Here is a 20,716-nt window from a genome sequence, read left to right as displayed (position 1 = left end):
AAATGTTAAATTAAAATTTGGATCATTAACAAAAGCTCCTACTGTATTTTTAAATAATGTATTGTTATCAGCAGTAAGTTTATCATATACACATTTTAACTGTACATTATTCACAAACGTAGAATCTAATATAACTCTATTTGGAAAATCTGCTTCTCCGCCTTCCAATATCGCTTCAATAGCCTCCATGGCAAAACTTTGGGCTTCTGTGCTGCAATTGTTACTATCCACATAACTACTAACATCCCTCATTCGAAAAAAATTATCTGGATTATTTATCCAATTACTTACAACCAAATTAGCATTTTCTACAGAGTTCAAGCCCAAACATTCTATTAAGTTTTGCTCATATGGAATATTATATGTTGGTGAAGTAGCATCGTTAGTATTGTTGTTTGTATCATTTGGCACGCCACCTCCTGGATTATTCTCACCACCTGGGACATCACTATTGTCTAGGTTATCTGGATCTGTGTTACTCCCTCCAGAACAAACACTTGCGAACATTATTTCGTATCCTGGACAAGGCGATCCATTATCGTACCCTTCTAGATGGTTATTGTGTGAACAATAAGTTATAATTAATGATGTGCAGTTTCCTTGATCCATACTTGCTAGAGTTTCGTCTATGAAAGCCTGGCTATCTATGGTTTCTATACTTGCTTTATTTGTTAAGTCTACAAATTGTCCATTTAACAAAGCCTCTTTTTTACTTTCTGATAGGTTATAGGACACCAAGGACATTTTGTAGGTGCCATCGGCTTGTAAAGAAAACAAGATGTTTTCCAAGGCTACGGTTGGGTTGTCCCTTATTACCGGAAAGGTATAAGAGTGGTAACTACCATTGGCGTTTTCCATATAGGTGGCAACATCTGTATCTATATAAAAATCATAAGCACTGGAATGTACCAATCTGTTTTGTGAGCTTGAGCCTTTTGTACCTGTTTGTTCCTTAATTTTAGTTATGGAATTTACCAAACGGTTGTTTTGTTGCACTGCCTGATAATCTATTTTGGTAATACTATACTTGGTTTTTGAAGTTTTCGGGGTGCGTTCCTGTTTTATAAAGGAATCGTCTTCTTTCTGACAACTATGTACACCAAACAATAAAACTAAGATTAAAATTTTAGATAAAAAGTGCCTTAGCTTTTGGAATTTGGAATTGGGGTCATAATAAATAATTTTTAAGTTAATATTCCATAAACCTAAAAGTTTTATTTAAAATATCTTGTACGTGGTACTACGTATTTTTCCTACTTTTCGATGAAATACACAGTTCGTGTTACGGTTTTTCCGTAAATCTTTGGGTTTCTATGGAATTTATAGATAATAAATAATAAGATTCTTCACTTCGTTTGGAAATCGAAGTTTCGACGAAGTCAATAACATAACACATTTCCTTATAAGATTCTGACACAAGTTCGGGATGACAAGCGTTGCTTGTTACATCTTGTAAATCCAATCAGCTGGATTTTGAGTGGTGCTTTCTTTAAAAATACTAAAGTTTAAAATGGTTTCTTTGTTGGAGGGGTTTGTAAATACTTGTCCAATTTCTTGTTTGGTAGTGACATTATCGCCCTTTTTAACATACACTTTCGATAGGTTTTTATAAACTGTTACATAGTTACCATGTTGTATTAATACCGATAGGTTTCCATGTTTTATGGCTTGCACAGCTAGTACTTTTCCGTTAAAAACTGTACGTATTGGAGCGCCTTCTTCTGTGGCTATTCTTACCCCATTACTTTGTATCATAACCGTTTTTACAACTGGATGTGGTTGTTTTCCATATCGAAGTTGGACCACACCTTTTTCTACTGGCCAAGGAAGTTTTCCTTTGCTGGAAACAAAATTTCCAGCCAATATTTTGTCTTCTGGGGTTAGAGCAAAACCACTAGATGCTGTAGTTGTTTTTCCAGCACTTTTATTAGAACTGGCTATTGCTTCTCGAATAATTTTTTCAATTTCTCGATCAATTTTATTTGCCTCATTCTGCTTTTGCCTTATTTGAGCTGTATAATTATTTAGGTTTTTATTAATGGACGCCATTAGGCTTTCCTGTTGTTTCAATTCGCTTTCAAGCTCTCTTTTTGCTATCCTGTTTTCGTCAATAAGCTTTTGTTTATCGGCTTTTTGTTTTAATAAGGCTTTATTTGTTTCTTGTAATTCGGCGGTTTTAACCTTAATAGATTCCCCCTGTTCTTTTTGGTATTCTGCATATTGGTTGATGTACTGCACACGTTTATATGCTTGCTGAAAGTTGCTTGAAGATAACAGGAACATAATTCTGCTTTGTTCACTTTTACTTTTATAAGAAGTAACAATCATTTTTGCATAATTGTCCTTCAATATTTTTAACTCGTTCCTTAAATCAGTAATTTTATTCTGATTGGTGTTTATTTCTCTTGTAAGTAAATTAGCTTGTTGGTTGGTAACCTTTATCAAATTTCGACGCACACTTACCTTGTAGCTTAAATCTTCAATAAGGGAGGTTTGAGATTTCTTTTCAGATTTATTTTTGAATAACAAATCGTTAATTTGCTTGATTTCTCTTGCAAGTTCTTGACGACGCTGTTCTAACTCTTGTTGTTTTTTACTTTGAGAAAACCCGAGCGTACTGGTTAAAATAAAAACCAGTATAAAGATGTATTTAAAAGTGTTATTCTGTCTCATTATTTTAAGACTATTTCTTCGAATCCTGAAGGAATACTAAAAGGATATCGTAAATCTTGGTTCAAAGATACAGATTTGAATTCCATTTCTATAACAGTTTCTTTATCGGTTTCCAATACAATTATTTTGATGTTTTCTGGTATAATTTCTTTATCTACTTCTTGATATTTTAGATAATCAATTTGAAGGAAACGCTTCTCTAAAGACTGTGCTAGTTGTTGAGAATCCAGTTTAAAATGAATTGGGCTAATTAAATAAAATAACTCAAAAAGGGCCATTTGTTCCTTAGGCTGAAATAGGTACTTTTCATTACTAACAGACATGCTATAGTCTGTTCTATTTAGTTCGTATAACGGGTTTCCAAGAAACAAATTTTGAACCTTTTCAAAGTCTAAGTCGGTTCCAAGAATATCACTTAAAAACTGAAAATCTCCATCAAAATACGTGTTATCTAGTTTGTTATAATAACTTACTTTTTCTGGGGTTATTTTTACTCTAACTATGTTAAACGAAGAGCTTAACCATATAATTTGATCCTTCAACATTCTAAAAGAAACTGTATGCGATTGGGAATCGTTTCCTTGAGAATATCCAATTTTAACCTTAGCCTGTAGCGTTTTAAAATCGGGATTGGTTTTAGAGTTTTCTTTGACAACTTCTTTTGTGGATAGACTTAAATTTGCCGTTCCATCCGAAATTACTTTGGTTGACTTACACGCTGTAAAAAGCATAATTGCAAATCCTAAAACAAGAGGCTTTATATTATTCACTGGATTCATTAATTTGTAGATTCTAATTGTTTTGCTTTTTCACTAAACAATTTGGCTTTGCTTGTATTGTTTAATGCGTTATGGGAAAGACTAAGTTGTTTGTAAAAATCTCCTTCCATTTTGGTATCGTCAATAACATAATCAAGACCTGTTTCCAATGCTTCTATTGCTTGTTTATACTTGCCTAATTTATTTTTAGCCACACCATTTAGAAGGTATAATAAGGGCTGAGATGGGTATTTTAATAATGCGTTTTCACTTTTAGTTACTGCTGCTTCAAAATGCTCCAAATCAATTTCCAACAATAAGACGTTTTTTAATACCGAATAATTTTCTGAATCTATTTTTAAAGCTTCATTGTAATATTCCAAAGCTTTTGTTTTATCTCCTTTTGTTAAATAGTATTGTGCTAATTCTATATAACTTTTATCGTTGGTATCGTCTAACGCAAAGCTAGTTGCTTCTACTAAATCTTGTTCGTATTCTGGGTTTTCTCCAACAAATTTCACAAAATCTGATAAAACCATCATTTTAGCATCTGGATTTATTTGCGGACTTTTAATTACAATTTTCATAGATACTAAGGCTTGTTCTGTATTGTTTTCTTCCAAATAAAACTTATAAAGTGCTAGATGAACTAATTGAGAATTAGGTTTATTTTCTAAAAGCTTTTTTGCCGTTTCAAATGCCTTTTCCTTATTGTTATTTTCGCTGTACCTGTAGATTAAGGATAGATAATTTGATTCTTCGTCTGGATTATTATCTACACGGGTTTCTAGATTTTCAATTTGGTCTTTTTTTCTACCGGTAGCTGAATAAATCTGATTTCGCATCAAGTCTCTTGTTGGCGTAATTCCTTGCTCATTATCCAATTCGTCCAACACTTTAAGCGCATCGTTGTATTTTTTGGATTTAAAGTACAACATGGCCAAATCTTCTTTATAATCGGGATGATATTGAACAAGCTGTTTAACTGTTTTTATGGCTTTAGTTAAATCGTTTTGCTCCTTGTAAATACTATAAAGTTCATCTAAATACCACTCGTTATCAGGTTGTAATTTTACGGCTTTATTTAAGGCCTCTTCTGCAGCACCAAAGTTTTTTAACTTGAAGTAGTTTTTACCTAATTCGTAATAAAAAACGGATTCGTTTTTATCAATATCAATACATTTCAAAAGTGCAATAACTGCCCGATCGTAATTTTCAATCCCCTTTTGCTTTAAGGCCTCAAAAAACAACTCTTGTTTTTTATCTTCAACATCACCTAAATCGTCGTCTGGCGTTTTATTAAAATCTACCTGGGCATAAGTCATCCTTGGAATGAAAATCATTCCGAAGAAAACAATTAAGATGTAGATTTTATGAATCATATAATTAAATGTATTGTTTTACATAGCACTAAACCTATGAAAACTTTAGTAAATGAATATCCTCGTTACGGGTCTTTAGGCTAACAACTTCAAGTTTACTCTAACACAGAATAATCTCCAATGCTAACTTTTGTGAAATTACCATCATAATTTACGTGGTTTCCAATCATTGCTTCGTCTAAATTAGCGTTTTTAATAGTCGTATGGTTTTGTATTAAACTATTTTTAACGGTTGAAGCCTCTATTGTACAATTATTTCCTATTGAAACATGCGGACCAACTATGGCATTGTTTAACACTACATTTTTACCAATAAAACACGGTTCAATAATCGTAGAATTATTGTTTGTTACACATGAAGCAATAAGTTGCTCGTCACCATCAGACTGTAAGAAACCTAGCATTCTAGTGTTAGTTTCTATGGTTACAGGTTTGTTTCCACAATCCATCCACTCGTCAACTTGTCCAGTTTTAAAAACCTTCCCTTTTGCCATCATTCCTTTAATTCCGTCGTTAATTTGATATTCGCCACCATTTATGATGTTATTATCTAAAACGTGTTGCAATTCTTCCTTTAAAACAGCTACATCCTTGAAATAATATATTCCAATAACAGCCAAATCACTTACAAAAGTTTCTGGTTTTTCAACTAGCTCTACTATTTCGTTGTTGCTATTTAATTTAACTACTCCAAAAGCTTCAGGTTTTTCCACTTGTTTCACCCAAATAACCGCATCTGCCTCGGAATCTAAGTTAAAGTCTGCTCGAATTAAAGTATCGGCATAAGCAATTACAGCTGGGCCAGAAAGAGAATCCTTTGCGCACATAATAGCATGACCTGTGCCTAAAGGCTGATCTTGGCGATAAATAGTGGCTTTTGCATTTAAACTTTTAGCTAAGTCTTCTAAACTTGAAACTACTTCCTGTCCAAACCATGCTGGATCGCCAAGAACGAAGGCTATTTCTTCTATTGGTTGATTTAATACTTTTACGATATCCTTTACCAACCTATGTACAATAGGTTGTCCAGCTACTGGAATTAAAGGTTTTGGAACTGTTAAACTATGTGGTCTTAAACGTGATCCACGTCCAGCCATTGGTACAATTATTTTCATCGATAAATTTATTTTGGTTTCCACCTAAGTGGAAATATGATTGATTATTATTTTATATTGGTTTACACGATCCTCTGCCTAACATTTTTAATTATTTCACTCCAGTAGATCCAAATCCACCTTCACCTCTTGAGGTTTCAGATAGTTCTTCAACTTCTATCCATTCTGCACGCTCGTGTTTTGCAATAACCAATTGCGCTACGCGCTCACCATTTTCTATGGTGAAGTTTTCATTTGAAAGATTAACAAGAATCACACCAATCTCTCCTCTATAATCGGCATCAATGGTTCCCGGTGAATTTAAAACTGTAACACCTTTTTTAGCAGCTAAACCACTTCTTGGTCGTACTTGCGCTTCAAAACCTATTGGTAATTCAATAAATAAGCCTGTTTTAACAATAGTTCTTTCCAAAGGCTTAAGTGTTATCGATTCAGATAAATTTGCTCTTAAATCCATGCCTGCTGACGCTATCGTTTCATAGTTTGGTAATGCATGACCAGATTTATTGATTATTTTAATTTTCATTGAAATTTATGTTTTTAAAACCTCTCAAGCTTGTGTAACTTGGGCTGTCTTTTAATCTAAGATTTTTTTAAAAGTTTTTTCAAATCGTTTTTTTCAAATTGAAACACCAAAGCTAAAAATACAATTAAAGCTGAAATTCCAACCATATAATTTCCTCTAAATCCGTAGAAAGTTATTCCTGAAAGTCCGATTGATAGCATTAAATACAACGATATCTTTTTAAGATTATAAGGAATTGGATAATATTTCCTACCGTAATAATAAGACACCAACATCATACATGCATAAGCAGATAAGGTAGCAATGGCTGATCCTACATAGCTTATAATGGGAATAAGCCAAAAGTTAAGCGCTAAAGTTAGTAGTGCTCCAAACACGGAAATATAAGCACCGAACTTAGTTCTATCGGTTACCTTGTACCAAACCGATAAATTGTGATAAATACCCAAACATAAATTTGCCAATAAAATAATTGGAACAATTACCATAGCTTGCCAATAGGCTTCATCACCAATAAGTATCAGTTTTAAAATATCTGCAAAAACTACAACTCCTAAAAGGATAACACATCCAAAAATAACGAAGTATTCAAGAATTCTAGCATAGTTCTTTTTGGGGTTTTCCGTATTGGCATGACTGAAAAAGAAAGGCTCTACCCCTAGCTTAAAAGCTGTAACGAAAAGCGTCATAAACATTCCTAATTTATAACAAGCAGAATACATTCCTATCTCGGTTTTTGCGATGTTTTCAGGCAAAAGTTTATCAAGTAGAATTCTATCGAAAGTTTCGTTAACGGAAAATGCAACTCCAGCAATTAATACAGGAAAAGCATAGCGCATCATCTGTTTCCAAAGGTTCGCATTAAAGGTGTATTTAATTTTGAAGTAGAAAGGAGACATTAATAATAAAGTGACTCCACTAGCTACTAAATTAGCTATGAAAATATAGTTAATTTCAAAATTGGGCTTATAAACTGAAGCCAACATTGAAGATTCTGTTGATAAATCCTTTAACCATAACAGTAAAAACAAATTTAAACTCAAGTTAATGGCCACATTAAGAATTTTAATGATGGCATATTTTACAGGTTGAGCATTAGCTCTTAACCAGGCAAAAGGAATAATTACCAAGGCATCCAACAATAAAATCCAAATAACTAAATTGATATATTCGGCTTTGATATCAATGAAACTAGCAATCTGATTTTGGAAAACCAAAGCGAAAACAAAAAACAGAATTGAAGTGGCAATTAAAGAAATTGAAGAGGTCCCGATTACGGTAGATTTATCATCTTCTTTATGGAAAAACCTAAAAAAAGCTGTTTCCATACCGTAGGCCAAAATTACGTTGAACAAAACAAAATAAGAGTAGATTAAAGACACATCGCCATAATCTGCAACCGATTTTAGGACGCTTTCATCCGTATGCAAACGCACTAATAAAAAACTTAACATTCGTGGTAGCACAGTGGCTAAACCATAAATAAAAGTTTGTTTAAAGAGAGATTTTAAGGTGCTCAAAAGTTAGGTTTTGGTCTGCTAAATATACAGTTTTATACAACGTTACACAACGAATTACATAGGAGCCATTTTAATATATACTCGGATAAAGTAATTAAATAAAAAAGCGTACAAAAAAACCTCACTTTATAGGTGAGGTTTTTGTTATTTTTAAACCCTTCGGATTAGCTTAAGGTTTGAATTTATTTGGTTAAAGCTTCAACTAATTGTTAAGCGCTTCTGCACCACCAACTATCTCTAAAATTTCATTGGTAATAGCCGCTTGACGAGCTTTGTTGTAAGTTAATTTTAACTGATCTCTTAACTCTGTAGCGTTATCTGTTGCTTTATGCATAGCTGTCATACGTGCGCCGTGTTCTGAAGCAAATGAATCTCTAATTCCTTTGTACAATTGAGTTTTTAAAGACTTAGGAATTAATTGTTCAACGATTTCAACTTTTGAAGGTTCAAAAATGTAATCTAAGCTTACTTCCTCATCCTTTTCAATAGGAACAATTGGTAAAAATTGTTCAGTCATAACTTCTTGAGTAGCCGCATTTTTAAACTTGTTGTATACAATAACAATCTTATCGTATTCTTTAGCAACAAATTTATCCATAAGGGATTGCGCTATTTCAGCAACATTTTCGAAAGTTAAATTATCAAAAACATCACTTTCATTAGCAATTACTCTATTAGTCTTTTTAAAAGCATCGTAAGCTTTTTTACCAACAGCTAAATAAGAAACTTCTTGATTAGCATAAGTTTCTTTAGTTAGTTTGCTTACTTCTTTAATAATGTTAGAGTTAAACGCTCCACAAAGACCTCTATTAGAAGTAATAGCTACAATAAGTACGTTTTTTACTTCTCTTTGCTCTGAAAATTTGCTTCCAGTTTCTGCATCTAAGGTAGCACTTAAACTTTGTAAAAGCTCTGTTAACTTATCTGCATAAGGACGCATGGCAGTAATAGCATCTTGTGCCTTCTTTAATTTTGCAGCAGATACCATTTTCATGGCACTAGTAATCTGCATCGTTGAAGATACTGATGATATTCTGTTACGTATTTCTTTTAAATTAGCCATTCTTTACTTTATAAAGACTCTTTGAACTATCTCCGAGTGACATTAATTTTATATTTTGAATTTGGAGTTATAAGAGCAAAAGCTCTTATAACTCTAAACTCTGAAATTATTAAGCTTTGTATTTCCCTGATAAATCTTTAGCTACAGCTGCAAGTGTATCTGTAATCTCATCAGTTAATTTACCAGCTTTTAAACTAGCTAATACATCGCTATGTTTTGCATTTAAGAAATCGATAAAATCTCTTTCAAACTCTTTTACTTTTGTAACTGGCACATCTCTCAATAAGTTTTTAGAACCTGCGTAGATAATTGCTACTTGGTCTTCCACTTTAAATGGATCGTTTTGTGCTTGTTTTAAAATTTCAACGTTACGTTTTCCTTTTTCAATTACGTTTAAAGTAACCGCATCTAAATCTGATCCAAATTTCGCGAATGCTTCTAATTCACGGTATTGAGCTTGATCTAGTTTTAAAGTACCAGATACTTTCTTCATTGATTTAATCTGTGCGTTACCACCAACACGTGATACCGAAATACCTACGTTAATTGCTGGACGTACACCAGAGTTAAATAAATCTCCATCTAAGAAGATTTGTCCGTCTGTAATAGAAATTACGTTAGTTGGAATATATGCTGATACGTCACCTGCTTGCGTTTCAATAATTGGTAAAGCTGTTAAAGAACCACCACCTTTTACCATTGGTTTTAATGAATCTGGTAGGTCGTTCATTTCTCTAGCAATCTCATCGTTATTGATAATTTTTGCAGAACGCTCTAATAATCTAGAGTGTAAGTAGAAAACGTCTCCAGGATACGCCTCACGTCCTGGTGGACGACGTAATAATAAAGATACCTCACGGTAAGCTACTGCTTGTTTTGATAAATCATCAAATACAATTAAAGCTGGTCTACCAGTATCTCTAAAATACTCTCCAATAGATGCTCCTGTAAAAGGTGCGTATACTTGCATTGCAGCAGGATCTGATGCATTCGCAGCTACTATTGTAGTATAAGCTAAAGCTCCTCTTTCTTCTAAAGTTTTAGCAATTAATGCTACTGTTGAGGCTTTTTGTCCAACAGCTACATATATACAGTATACAGGATTTCCTGCATCGTAAAATTCTTTTTGATTTAAAATGGCATCAATACAAACAGCTGTTTTTCCTGTTTGTCTATCTCCAATTACCAACTCACGTTGCCCTCTACCAACTGGAATCATCGCATCAATAGCTTTAATACCTGTTTGTAATGGCTCAGTTACTGGCTCTCTGAAGACAACCCCAGGAGCTTTACGCTCTAAAGGCATTTCGTAAGTTTCACCAGAAATAGGTCCTTTACCATCGATAGGATTTCCTAAAGTATCAACAACACGCCCAACGATTCCTTCACCTACTTTAATAGATGCGATACGTTCAGTACGCTTTACAGTTGATCCTTCTCTTACTCCTACTGAAGTTCCTAATAATACAATACCAACATTATCTTCCTCAAGATTCAGTACAATACCTTCTAAGCCTCCTTCAAATTCTACCAACTCACCATATTGTGCATTGGCCAATCCGTAAGCACGTACAATACCATCACCTACAGTTAATACTGTTCCAACTTCGTCTAATGAAGCTCCTGCTTCAAAACCTGAAAGTTGTTGTTTTAAGATTGCTGATATTTCAGCTGGTTTTACTTCTGCCATCTTATTATATATTTAGATAAAATATCTTAGTTTAATGTAAATTCTCTTTTTAACTTATTTAATTTATTCGCAATACTTGCGTTGTATTGAATATCTCCAACACGTAAAATAAAGCCTCCTAAAATGCTTTCGTCTACATTGCTTTTAATTTCAACATCTTTTCCTGTAAGCTCTTTAACTTTAGCCAACACCTTCGCTCTTAATTCGTCAGTTAAAGGTACAGCTGTAGTAACTTGAGCTATTTGAGTTCCTGTTAATTTATCATATAAAAGGTTATACTGTACAGCAACTTGCTCTAATAGTGTTAATCTTTTATTCGTGATTAGTGTGTCAATTAAATTTCTTGTCATTTCATTAGCATCTTTAAAGACCTCTAATAAAATAGATTTTTTAACTGAAGAACTCACTACAGGATTTTGAAGCATATTGTTTAAGTCATTGCTTTCTGCAATAGTTTTAGCCATTAGCTTCATATCAGTATTTACAACCTCAGCTGTATTTCTATCAGATGCTAAACTTAAAACTGCTTTTGCGTAACGTATTGCTGCTCTTGCTCCTGCCATAGCTTATTATAAATCTTTTCGATTGCAATTTTACTCGCTTAAAAAGACTTGTTTTATAATTAATAATTAGTTCAATTTTGCTTCTACTAACATAGACTCAACTAATTCTAGTTGCTTGTCTTTGCTAGATAATTCTGCACGTACTACTTTCTCTGCTATCTCAATTGATAAATCAGCTACATGATTTCTAAGTTCAGCCATGGCTGCTTTCTTTTCATTCTCAATAGCTGCTTGAGCTTGCTCAATTATTTTATTAGCTTGACTTTCTGCTTCAGTTTTAGCATCATCAATTAATTTCGCTTTAATGTCACGTGCTTCTTTAAGTAAAGCTTCACGTTCTGCTCTTGCTTCTTTTAAAATACGCTCGTTATCTGCATGAAGATTTTCCATTTCTCTACGTGCATTTTCAGCAGATGCCAATGCTGTTTTAATTCCGTCTTCTCTTTCGCTAACAGCTCCAAGAATTGGCTTCCATGCAAACTTTTTCAAGACGATAAGCAAAAACAAAAATGTAATTACTGTCCAAAAAACTAATCCTAAACCCGGTGTAATTAAATCCATTTCTTAATTTTTTTTAGTTTTTATTCCCACAAGATGGGTATGCTTTTATGAGACTAAGCTCAATTTAAATTTTAGTTTTATGTATAACTTTTAAGGAACTTCCTTAAGGTTTACAAAATTTAAAATACAGAGGTAACCAACCGTTACCTCTGTATTTAATAATCCTAATTAAACGATTAACGATGCAACAACACCAAAAAGTGCTACTGCCTCTACGAAAGCTGCTAAAATAAGCGCTGAAGTTTGAAGTTTTCCTTGGATTTCCGGTTGACGAGCCATAGCGTTCATAGCTGACTCACCGATTTTTCCAATTCCCATTCCAGCTCCAATTACTGCGATACCAGCTCCGATTGCTGCAATTCCTGTAATAGTCATAATATAAAATTTAAATTAATTAATGATTGTCTTCTGCGGTTGCCGTTCCAATATATAGGGCTGACAACACTGTAAATATATACGCTTGAATTGCAGTAACTACAATTTCTATTATTAAAATGAATAATGAGAATCCTACTGACACTGGTGCAATAACAACACTCTCAAAAATAAAGATCAAGGACAATAATGATAATATAATAATGTGTCCTGCCGTAATGTTTGCGAATAAACGAATGGTTAACGATATTGGCTTAACAAACATCCCTACAATTTCTATAGGCATTAAGAATATTTTCATAGGAACTGGCACTCCAGGCATCCATAAAATATGCTTCCAATAATCCTTGTTTCCACTTATTGTGGTAATTATAAAAGTAAATGCAGCTAATGACACCGTAAAGGCAATATTTCCACTTACGTTAGCTCCATTTAAAAATGGTATTAAACCAAAAATATTATTTATCCATATAAAGAAGAATACCGTTAATAAATATGGCATGAACTTCTTGTATTTATCATCACCAATCATTGGTCTTGCAATATCGTCGCGTACAAAAATAACTAACGGCTCAATAAATCCTGCAATTCCAGTTGGAATTCTATCGGATGATTTTTTATAAACTCTAGCTGATGAAATAAAAATAAGCAACAAAACAATTACTGAAACCCACATCATAAACACATTTCGTGTTATAGAGAAATCTAAAGGTAAGCTAGCGTTTGTTGGATGATGCTCTTCATCGAAAGCCACAACTTCCGAACCCGCATCTAGTTGATAGATTTTCTCGTGAAACTTCACAAATCTTAACCCATCCTTTTCCACGATTTGTGTTCCAGAATCATCATGTTGAAACTCACTAGACATGAAGGTTACTAAACCTTGATCTGTCCAAAGAATTATAGGTAATGCAATAGTAACGGGTTTCCCATTCCAATCAAATAAATGATGCTCATGCGCATCTTTTACGTGATGCATGATCATTTCTTTGGCATTGAACTTTTCACTGTTCTCTTCCTCTGTAGTTTCTTGCCCGTATCCAACAAATGAAATTGCTAAAAATAAGGCAGAAAAAAATACGCTTTTAAAGGTGTTTAATGTCATTTTATCTTGATTGAAAATACCTTGCTTTAAATTCCGTGCAAATGTACGTACATTATATTAATTGACAAACACTTTTTTTATGATTATTTAAAGTATTGATAATTAATGGCTTTTAAGGTTTTTTTTGAAGAAAACTAGTTACAGAATACACTTCAAAAAACAAGTATAAAAAATAAGGGATGAAAAAGTTGAATACATCAGGTTGCTTTTTCTCCATTTCTGATAGGATTACAGGTAATAAAAAAACAATAGCCAAGATCATTTTTAAGAGTGTAAACCCCATAAATAAGGTGAAAATTTCCGTTTTTCCTCTAGAGTATTGATAATTTATTACAGAATAAACCAACGTAGTTACAGCAAAGTGAAACACATAAACTTGCCATATAGGAATCATATAGGTCATAGTACCAAAATGTGATAGTAGGTAGCTATGCAAACCTAGTAGGACAAGTGTAATTGCTACATTTTGGGCTAAAAACGAAAGTTGTCTAGAAATAAAAACTGGATTCATTTAATTATCTTCTTTTGAGATTGCAATAATACGTCTTATTACAAAAAAAATGGAAAAAATTACAAACACCAACGAAAAAATAATAGTGTAAAGGCTGTGTTTATTTGGAAAAAACTCATCTAACTTAACACCAATAAAAGCTCCAATTCCAATTATAACAAACATTTGAAATGCAATGCTTGAATAACGAGCATAGGTGTTAAGAGATTTTCTCCTGTCCTTGTTTTGTTCCTCTTTGTTGCCCACTATTTGAATGGTTTTCGTTAATAGTGCCTTTCATGACACAGGTTACATTAAATGTTGCTCCTGGCTCCACTTCTAATTTTCCTAAAATCACTTCGCCTTCTACATGAGCAGAAGATTTTAAAGTTAGAGTTCCTGACAAAGATAACTTTCCTGAAAACTTCCCCTCAAAATGTGCATCGGTTCCATCTAGCGTTCCAATAACTGCTCCAGATTTACCAACAACAACTTTTCCCGGTGTTTTTATACTTCCTTCGATTGTACCATCAATCCTTAAATCGCCTTCGCTAATTAAATCGCCAGTAATTTTAGTGCCACTAGAAATAATATTCTGACTTGATACTAGTTCAGGGTTTTGTCTATTTCTTTTATTGTCGGAAAACATAATTTGTATTATTTGGGGTTATTGTAATTTTATGTATTCATCGAAATTCTTATGAATTTGAATGATTCTGTAATTAGATGAAGATACTGCGAAAAAATCCTGTTTAATTTTATCTTTTTTTCTTTCTTCCAAGGAAAGCGCATATCCAGTAGCACCTTCTTTACTTTTTAATCCATGAACAACAACAAAGCTTGTTGTTGCATCATATTTATCAACAGAAAGAGATAGAGTATACACATTCACCTTTTCTATTTCATCTTGTAACTTCTTTTTAAAAGTTGCCAATTCCTCTTTTGAAGGATTATTAAAATAATAAACAACTTTAAAGTTGATATCTGTGTCGTTTTCTTTAAATTCTTTACTAGCTAATTTTGGCAAGACACTATCTATCATGTTTTGCGCTTTTACTCCTTCTGGTGAATTTGCATAATTTAAAGCTACAAAATTTAAAGCTTCACTATACGCTTCAAAACCTTGAAACCTACCAATAGCTGTAGCTTTTAACAACTCGAACTTTGGAACCATTGGATCGCCTTCAAATAGTGTAATATATTCTTCCGCTTCTGTAATTACCTCACTATAGTTTTGGTTTTCTAACTTGCTATATAAGGTTTTATAAATGTTTTCTGGACTGTTCTCATCTGTTAAGGCTGCTGTTTCTGGATTTTTCAGAATAGCAGCATATCTGGAATCTGGATAATTGGCTATAATATCACTTTTAGCAATATTTGCTTCGTCATTTTCACCCATAAGTTCAAATAACTTATAGAGATTGTATTTTGAAGGTAAAACCAACTTTTCCTCTGGCTCCATTTTTAATAAATCCTGAAAGGTGGTTTTAGAAAGCTTGTATTCCTTAAATTTTTCTTTATAAATAACCCCTAATTGATAGTATGCAAAATCTCTTTGTTTGGCTATACTGTCAATTTCCTTATGGTCGGTAGGGATTTTAGAAATGTAAAATTCTGGATCGAATAATTCCGTATCTCGAGCAATTACTTCATTTGCGTCTTTTGCTCTAATATCTAGATTAGATTTACTTCTTGAAGACCACCTCCAGTTATCTTCCAAAGCTCTATCTCCCCATCGTTTTTGAAAATCGTTTTTACCATAAGCAACGGTAGTAGGATTATAAAAATAAAAACTAGAACCTGGAGGTGTATTTGGCCCTCCCTTTAAAGTCGCCATGCTTGACTCTTTACCTTTAAGTTCAGCAGATGCAAAATCTTGGTTTCTACTTTCGGCCTCTCGTCTTAATTCTTCTTTCTCGGCTTCTTCTTCAGCTTTAATTTTAAGTTTTTCTGTATAATCTGTAAAATACGCTAACTTTTCATCGGAAGTTAATTGCGTAAGTTTTATAATACTATCGTTAACATAGGCAATTTCTCCGTAGTAGATAACATCAACTAAATTATCACGTTTTCTTTTAATGATTCTGTATGGTTTAGAATTGTTTACCATATTAGTCATAGTACTATCGTAATAGGCGCCAGCAGTTTTATACTCGGAATAATCAAAATAGTAATCGCCTAAAATTTCGTAGTTCGTGGCCTTTAATTTTTGATCTCTAGAGTTGGTTCTTAAGGACTTATTATAATATGCAATAGCTAAGGAATCTTGTTCTTCGTTGGCATAGAAATCAGCTATTTGATGATATATTTTATCTAAAAAAGGTCTGTTTTCTCGGTTTTCTTCAATTTTTGTTAATTTTTCTAAAACCAAGGTTTTGTCTCCTTCTACATGATCGAAATTATTTACTTTTTCTAATTCCGCAGCAATTAGATAAATACGCGGGGTTTTTCGGTTTAACTTAATCACTTGATCAAAAGCAATATTTGCGCTGTCTTTATAACCTAATCTATTATACAACTGTCCTTGTATATAACGGTATCGTCCTCGTTCGTCGTTATTTTTAGTATTAAAACTAGCGGTATTTAGTTGTGTAACGGCACTATCCAGTACTTCAATATTAATATAGGCTTGAGCTAAAGTAGAAGTAGCATCGGCTAGGTCTTGCCCTTCTATACTTTCTTGATCTAATAAACGCTTAAGATTTTCTATAGCAATCTCATTATTTTCTAGTCTGAGATTGGTTTTTTCTCTCCAAATCTTTGCTTGATTAATTTTATCGCTAGCTGGATATTTATATAAGATATAGTTAAATGCTTCTAAGGCAGGCACAAATCGCTGGTCGAAGTATCTGGCTTTACCCAAAAGCAAATAGGCTTCATCTATTTGAGGGTTTTTCTCTTTGCCATTAATATTCATTCCATGCATTTGAATGGCTTTTACAGCTTTTTCTTCTGCTCTTATAAAACGATCGTTTGAACTTTGTCCAGGAAGGGTCACTTCTTCTGAAACCTGCATGCGCTCAATTGGTAAAATGTCCCAATAATCATCGTCGTAAGATTCGTTAAGAGCTTGTTTTCCTTCTTCTAAAGCCAAATAACCATTATATAAAATGTTGTCTTTTGCTGCTAGCGCATGGAAATTCCTACTTAAAAACGTGTCCTTTTTTCGAGAACAACTCGTTATAAAAAGTATGGCACAAAATAGGAATGATATGATTCTAAAAGATGTTCGCAACGTTTGTTTTATTAGGTTAAACTATTAACTTAAATTAGCTGTAAATATTATGTATAGCCGTAAAAATAAGGCATCTTTTTGAATTATTTGTAAAGAAATATCCCAAATATAACTTCTGCAGAATGGCAAAGTCCGCAAGTTGTTTGTGATTTGGGCTTTCTTAGTCTTTAAATGGACTCGTCCATCAGGGTTTCGTTACCAGCAAAATGGCTCTCTAATTCTTTTAAAGTAGCAGCACTTGTAGCTAAATCCTTAATAACTTCTCCTTTTTCCAAAACAACAATTCGTTCGCAAACATCTGTTACATGCAATAAATCGTGACTGGATATTAAAATGGTTACCCCTTGGGTTTCTGCTAGATTTTTAAGAATATTTTTTAGTCTGATTTGAGTAGTTGGATCTAAATTAGCAAAAGGCTCGTCTAAAATAATTATTTCAGGATTACCAATTAAAGCAGCTACAATTCCAACTTTTTTCTGGTTTCCTTTACTTAAATCTCTTAAATATTTTTTCTGATTTAAAATTTCGCCATGGAAAAAATCATGAAATTTAGATACTACTGCATCTACATCGGCTTTGTTTTGTCCTCGAAGTTCGCCAATAAAATAAAAATATTCTTCAGGTGTTAAATAGCCTATTAAGAAACTTTCATCTATAAAAGCTGCGGTGTAAGATTTCCAATCTTCACTAGAATTAACTAAAATATCCTTGCTTTTTATAAATCCAGAACTAGGCCTAATAAGGTCTAATAACAGACTAAAAAAGGTTGTTTTTCCTGCGCCATTATTTCCTACTAAACCAAAACTTTGACCTTTAGGAATGTTAAGGTTTTCAATATTTAAAACGGATTTACTTCCGTATTTTTTTGTAAGGTTTGATACGTTAATCATGTAAATGTTTATTAATTATCCTGATTAAATGCTTGAATCATTTTATATTTTGAAGCCAGATATTTTTCGGTAATATAAGCCATGAGCTTTTTATGAAATACAATACCTATCAACCCGAATGCACTTAAAATTAAACAAGCAATTTCGAAATTAAGATAGTAGTACGACGCTCCAAAAATAATTACCGGCAGAATCATTAATGGAATACCAATTAGCCATTGAACTGCTCCTGTACCTTGATAGTTAAAAGCAGCTCGTTGATTTAAATCAATTTTCTTTCGATTATATGAGCCTCCAAGTAATATAACATAGGTATTAACACCAATATTATATATGGCTGCGGCTGTATGTGCCAATAAAATTTTCCAACCGAAATACACATAAGGAATACTTAAAATAAACATTATACCAACGCTTAAGATCATTAAAGTATGTTTGGACTGCAAGTACTGTTTGTATTTAATATTTTGGCTCATTAGCATTTTGTAATAACCACTATCCCAGGCAGGAATAAATTGTCCAAAATTGATTAGAAAAATACCCGTAACAAAAATGCCTATAAAAGCAAAAAACCACGGCTTGTCTTGATAACTTGGATTTGGATAAAACAACAAGCCATACAACAAACCTATAACCAATATAAAAACAGAAGATCTTGGACGTTTATTTCTCCAAATAAGTTTTAAATCTAATTGCATAAACGTTGCCACATCACCAAATTTCCTAGTCCATTCTAAATTGGAAGCTTTAACTTCTTGAGTTTTGGTTTTTAAGGAACTATCTAAATATAATTTATTAATTAAAATCTTAAAGTTCACAAAGTATAAAGCCATTAGAACTACGAAGAAAGCAACTACAAATACAGGGTTTTCGTAAACAGAATTAACTGCAATTGACACCAAATTTGTAAAAGAAATTAAATTGAAATAATTAATAGCTAATAAGCCCCCGGCAAAAGCCAAAATTGGTAAAAATGAAAGGTCTTTCTCGGAAGCAAAACTTTCAATAATAAAGTTGAAAAAGTTAATAATTAAGGTAATTAAGAAGATAGCAAGGGCCCAAAATACTACTGAAACCAATGCATATCCATTAATAACTAGCATCACTCCAAAAGGAACAACAGCAAATAGCGGGAGAAAATTAAAAAACGATAAAACAGATTTTCCTAAAACATAGTGTACTACTTTGCTTCTCTTTACGGGTAAAATCAGTAACGGTTTAACGCTCATAACCGGTAGTTTTTGAAAGAAAAAGCGCATAACCAAATCCGTCAAAAACCAATAAAACAAATAGCTATTTACAATTACTAAAGGATCCTTATCTGGAAACTGTTCTTTTAAAATTGGATATAGAGCAATTCCTAAAATTAAAAAGGAAACCACAAAATACAAAGCCACAAAAACCAATAAAATATTTATTGCTATGCTTTTTTGCCAATAAGCCGATCTAAAGTACTGCTTCCATTCTAGATTTATAAAATGTTTTATTTTCATGGATCTAATTTCATTGGATTGAATCTCACAGGAAACAAACTAATAATTAAGTGTTTATACAAAAAACCCTGATTCTTTATAAAATTGGATTTTCAATTAAATAATAACCTTTATTTTAATTAGTAATAATAATCTACATTTTGTTACAATCAAACTAAAATCATAACTGTATTTCTTATTTTTGTGAAAAATTTAAATATGTCACATTTTCATAAACTTTCAATAAAGGATATTCATAGAGTTACCGATAAATCTGTTGTTTTAAGTTTCGATGTTCCTGAACATTTAAAAGACAGCTATGCTTTTAAAGCAGGACAATATATTACCCTAAAAACAACTATTAATAATCACGAAATCCGAAGAGATTACTCTATATGTTCTTCACCAAAAAGTGGACAATTAAAAGTTGCTGTGAAAGAAGTTTCAGATGGCACTTTTTCATCATTTGCAAATAACACATTAAAAGTTGGAGACACTTTAGAAGTAGCTCCTCCAAACGGTCGTTTTATATTTACACCTAACGATTCAAAAACAAAAAACATTGCTGCCTTCGCTGCTGGAAGCGGAATCACCCCTGTTTTAAGCATTATTAAATGTGCTTTAGAAGAGGAGGTTAATAGCAAAATTATTCTTGTTTATGGGAATAAAAACCTAGAAGAAACCATGTTCTTACAAGAACTTTTAGACCTAAAACATGAATATAAAGAGCGTTTTTCTATTCAATTTGTTTTTAGTCAAGCAGATGAAGAAGATGCTATTTTTGGCCGAATTGAAAAGAGCACTGTTAATTTTGTAATGAAAAACACTCATAAAAATGTGGTAGTAGATGCCTTTTACTTATGCGGTCCGGAAGCCATGATTCATACAGTAAAAGACGTGTTAACTGAACACAACATTCCAAAAGAAAATGTGTTTTATGAACTTTTTAAAGCGGCTAAACCGGCAGACGTAAACGACGGAGTAGCCAGCGGAAACACAAAAATTACCGTGGTTTTAGACGATGAAGAAACTACTTTTGAAATGTCTCAAAAACAGTCTGTTTTGGAAGCTGTATTAGATGAAGATTTGGACGCTCCTTACTCTTGTCAAGGTGGTATTTGCAGTAGTTGTTTAGCCCGAGTTACCGAAGGTGAAGTTATGATGAGACAAAACAATATTTTAACCGATGGTGAAGTAGCTGATGGCTTAATTTTAACCTGTCAAGCACACCCAACAACTCCAACGCTTAAAGTAGATTACGACGATATTTAATTAAGCTGTGGGTTTAGTTGCCCTGT

Annotated in this window: 20 protein-coding genes; 1 reads left to right on the top strand and 19 read right to left on the bottom strand. The window is 32.8% G+C overall.

Annotated features, from left to right (window positions below; all coding sequences use genetic code 11):
• The 19 genes from VKY41_RS05860 to VKY41_RS05770 all read right to left on the bottom strand — a co-directional run.
• A partial coding sequence (locus VKY41_RS05860) for a hypothetical protein (protein ID WP_500813503.1) occupies positions 1 to 1,107 on the bottom strand: 1,107 nt, incomplete at its 3' end.
• Positions 1,108 to 1,443: 336 nt separating this feature from the next.
• Complete coding sequence (locus VKY41_RS05855; RefSeq protein WP_500813502.1) at positions 1,444 to 2,673, bottom strand: murein hydrolase activator EnvC family protein; 1,230 nt, start codon at positions 2,671 to 2,673, stop codon at positions 1,444 to 1,446.
• Positions 2,673 to 3,452 (bottom strand): lipoprotein insertase outer membrane protein LolB1, encoded by a 780-nt coding sequence (gene lolB1, locus VKY41_RS05850; RefSeq protein WP_500813501.1) that lies wholly within the window; start codon positions 3,450 to 3,452, stop codon positions 2,673 to 2,675. Before lolB1 ends, VKY41_RS05855 begins: the two co-directional genes overlap by 1 nt.
• Entirely contained in the window at positions 3,452 to 4,813 is a 1,362-nt protein-coding gene (locus VKY41_RS05845) for a tetratricopeptide repeat protein (RefSeq protein WP_500813500.1), read from the bottom strand. Before VKY41_RS05845 ends, lolB1 begins: the two co-directional genes overlap by 1 nt.
• A 95-nt stretch (positions 4,814 to 4,908) precedes the next feature.
• A complete protein-coding gene (locus VKY41_RS05840) occupies positions 4,909 to 5,928 on the bottom strand; it encodes a sugar nucleotidyltransferase (protein WP_500813499.1) in 1,020 nt (339 codons plus the stop codon).
• A gap of 91 nt (positions 5,929 to 6,019) precedes the next feature.
• Positions 6,020 to 6,454 carry a dUTP diphosphatase gene (dut, locus tag VKY41_RS05835; protein WP_500813498.1) on the bottom strand — a complete coding sequence of 145 codons (435 nt, stop codon included), beginning with the start codon at positions 6,452 to 6,454 and terminating at the stop codon, positions 6,020 to 6,022.
• Between the two features lie 56 nt (positions 6,455 to 6,510).
• On the bottom strand, positions 6,511 to 7,974 hold the full coding sequence (locus VKY41_RS05830; protein ID WP_500813497.1) for an oligosaccharide flippase family protein: 1,464 nt from the start codon (positions 7,972 to 7,974) through the stop codon (positions 6,511 to 6,513).
• A 202-nt stretch (positions 7,975 to 8,176) separates the two neighbouring features.
• On the bottom strand, positions 8,177 to 9,037 hold the full coding sequence (gene atpG / locus VKY41_RS05825; protein WP_500813496.1) for an ATP synthase F1 subunit gamma: 861 nt from the start codon (positions 9,035 to 9,037) through the stop codon (positions 8,177 to 8,179).
• Positions 9,038 to 9,146: 109 nt separating this feature from the next.
• Positions 9,147 to 10,727, bottom strand: coding sequence for a F0F1 ATP synthase subunit alpha (gene atpA, locus VKY41_RS05820; RefSeq protein WP_500813495.1), 1,581 nt, complete (start codon positions 10,725 to 10,727; stop codon positions 9,147 to 9,149).
• Positions 10,728 to 10,753: 26 nt separating this feature from the next.
• Positions 10,754 to 11,290 carry an ATP synthase F1 subunit delta gene (gene atpH / locus VKY41_RS05815; protein ID WP_500813494.1) on the bottom strand — a complete coding sequence of 179 codons (537 nt, stop codon included), beginning with the start codon at positions 11,288 to 11,290 and terminating at the stop codon, positions 10,754 to 10,756.
• Positions 11,291 to 11,356: 66 nt separating this feature from the next.
• The gene (locus tag VKY41_RS05810) at positions 11,357 to 11,851 is read right to left on the bottom strand and encodes a F0F1 ATP synthase subunit B (protein WP_500813493.1); all 495 of its coding nucleotides are present in this window, start codon (positions 11,849 to 11,851) and stop codon (positions 11,357 to 11,359) included.
• A 168-nt stretch (positions 11,852 to 12,019) separates the two neighbouring features.
• Positions 12,020 to 12,226 carry an ATP synthase F0 subunit C gene (gene atpE / locus VKY41_RS05805; protein WP_027126213.1) on the bottom strand — a complete coding sequence of 69 codons (207 nt, stop codon included), beginning with the start codon at positions 12,224 to 12,226 and terminating at the stop codon, positions 12,020 to 12,022.
• A gap of 19 nt (positions 12,227 to 12,245) precedes the next feature.
• Entirely contained in the window at positions 12,246 to 13,331 is a 1,086-nt protein-coding gene (gene atpB, locus VKY41_RS05800; protein ID WP_500813492.1) for a F0F1 ATP synthase subunit A, read from the bottom strand.
• A gap of 112 nt (positions 13,332 to 13,443) precedes the next feature.
• Positions 13,444 to 13,842: a hypothetical protein gene (locus tag VKY41_RS05795; protein WP_500813491.1), complete on the bottom strand. Its 399-nt coding sequence runs from the start codon at positions 13,840 to 13,842 to the stop codon at positions 13,444 to 13,446.
• Positions 13,843 to 14,088, bottom strand: coding sequence for an AtpZ/AtpI family protein (locus VKY41_RS05790; RefSeq protein ID WP_500813490.1), 246 nt, complete (start codon positions 14,086 to 14,088; stop codon positions 13,843 to 13,845).
• Positions 14,042 to 14,470 carry a bactofilin family protein gene (locus VKY41_RS05785; protein WP_500813489.1) on the bottom strand — a complete coding sequence of 143 codons (429 nt, stop codon included), beginning with the start codon at positions 14,468 to 14,470 and terminating at the stop codon, positions 14,042 to 14,044. Before VKY41_RS05785 ends, VKY41_RS05790 begins: the two co-directional genes overlap by 47 nt.
• 18 nt (positions 14,471 to 14,488) lie before the next feature.
• On the bottom strand, positions 14,489 to 17,056 hold the full coding sequence (gene porW / locus VKY41_RS05780; protein ID WP_500813488.1) for a type IX secretion system periplasmic lipoprotein PorW/SprE: 2,568 nt from the start codon (positions 17,054 to 17,056) through the stop codon (positions 14,489 to 14,491).
• A gap of 167 nt (positions 17,057 to 17,223) precedes the next feature.
• Positions 17,224 to 17,946, bottom strand: a complete 723-nt coding sequence (locus VKY41_RS05775) for an ABC transporter ATP-binding protein (RefSeq protein WP_500813487.1) — start codon at positions 17,944 to 17,946, stop codon at positions 17,224 to 17,226.
• An 11-nt stretch (positions 17,947 to 17,957) separates the two neighbouring features.
• On the bottom strand, positions 17,958 to 19,439 hold the full coding sequence (locus tag VKY41_RS05770; protein ID WP_500813486.1) for a DUF5687 family protein: 1,482 nt from the start codon (positions 19,437 to 19,439) through the stop codon (positions 17,958 to 17,960).
• 198 nt (positions 19,440 to 19,637) lie between these two features.
• Here VKY41_RS05770 and VKY41_RS05765 point away from each other — a divergent pair, with 198 nt between their 5' ends.
• The gene (locus VKY41_RS05765) at positions 19,638 to 20,690 is read left to right on the top strand and encodes a 2Fe-2S iron-sulfur cluster-binding protein (protein WP_500813485.1); all 1,053 of its coding nucleotides are present in this window, start codon (positions 19,638 to 19,640) and stop codon (positions 20,688 to 20,690) included.
• Positions 20,691 to 20,716: the final 26 nt, after the last annotated feature.

Origin of the sequence: Xanthomarina sp. (genome assembly GCF_035306605.1) — a bacterium.
GTDB lineage: Bacteria > Bacteroidota > Bacteroidia > Flavobacteriales > Flavobacteriaceae > Xanthomarina.
Note: the sequence above shows the minus strand (reverse complement) of the source record. Positions and strands in the feature narration are given on the sequence as shown.

Excerpts from the sequence above, each read along its gene's own strand:
- VKY41_RS05845 (WP_500813500.1), bottom strand. The coding sequence starts at position 4,813 with ATGATTCATAAAATCTACATCTTAATTGTTTTCTTCGGAATGATTTTC.
- atpE (WP_027126213.1), bottom strand. The coding sequence starts at position 12,226 with ATGACTATTACAGGAATTGCAGCAATCGGAGCTGGTATCGCAGTAATT.
- dut (WP_500813498.1), bottom strand. The coding sequence starts at position 6,454 with ATGAAAATTAAAATAATCAATAAATCTGGTCATGCATTACCAAACTAT.
- VKY41_RS05785 (WP_500813489.1), bottom strand. The coding sequence starts at position 14,470 with ATGTTTTCCGACAATAAAAGAAATAGACAAAACCCTGAACTAGTATCA.
- lolB1 (WP_500813501.1), bottom strand. The coding sequence starts at position 3,452 with ATGAATCCAGTGAATAATATAAAGCCTCTTGTTTTAGGATTTGCAATT.
- VKY41_RS05770 (WP_500813486.1), bottom strand. The coding sequence starts at position 19,439 with ATGAAAATAAAACATTTTATAAATCTAGAATGGAAGCAGTACTTTAGA.
- VKY41_RS05855 (WP_500813502.1), bottom strand. The coding sequence starts at position 2,673 with ATGAGACAGAATAACACTTTTAAATACATCTTTATACTGGTTTTTATT.
- VKY41_RS05765 (WP_500813485.1), top strand. The coding sequence starts at position 19,638 with ATGTCACATTTTCATAAACTTTCAATAAAGGATATTCATAGAGTTACC.
- VKY41_RS05810 (WP_500813493.1), bottom strand. The coding sequence starts at position 11,851 with ATGGATTTAATTACACCGGGTTTAGGATTAGTTTTTTGGACAGTAATT.
- atpA (WP_500813495.1), bottom strand. The coding sequence starts at position 10,727 with ATGGCAGAAGTAAAACCAGCTGAAATATCAGCAATCTTAAAACAACAA.
- atpB (WP_500813492.1), bottom strand. The coding sequence starts at position 13,331 with ATGACATTAAACACCTTTAAAAGCGTATTTTTTTCTGCCTTATTTTTA.
- atpG (WP_500813496.1), bottom strand. The coding sequence starts at position 9,037 with ATGGCTAATTTAAAAGAAATACGTAACAGAATATCATCAGTATCTTCA.
- VKY41_RS05775 (WP_500813487.1), bottom strand. The coding sequence starts at position 17,946 with ATGATTAACGTATCAAACCTTACAAAAAAATACGGAAGTAAATCCGTT.
- atpH (WP_500813494.1), bottom strand. The coding sequence starts at position 11,290 with ATGGCAGGAGCAAGAGCAGCAATACGTTACGCAAAAGCAGTTTTAAGT.
- VKY41_RS05840 (WP_500813499.1), bottom strand. The coding sequence starts at position 5,928 with ATGAAAATAATTGTACCAATGGCTGGACGTGGATCACGTTTAAGACCA.
- VKY41_RS05795 (WP_500813491.1), bottom strand. The coding sequence starts at position 13,842 with ATGAATCCAGTTTTTATTTCTAGACAACTTTCGTTTTTAGCCCAAAAT.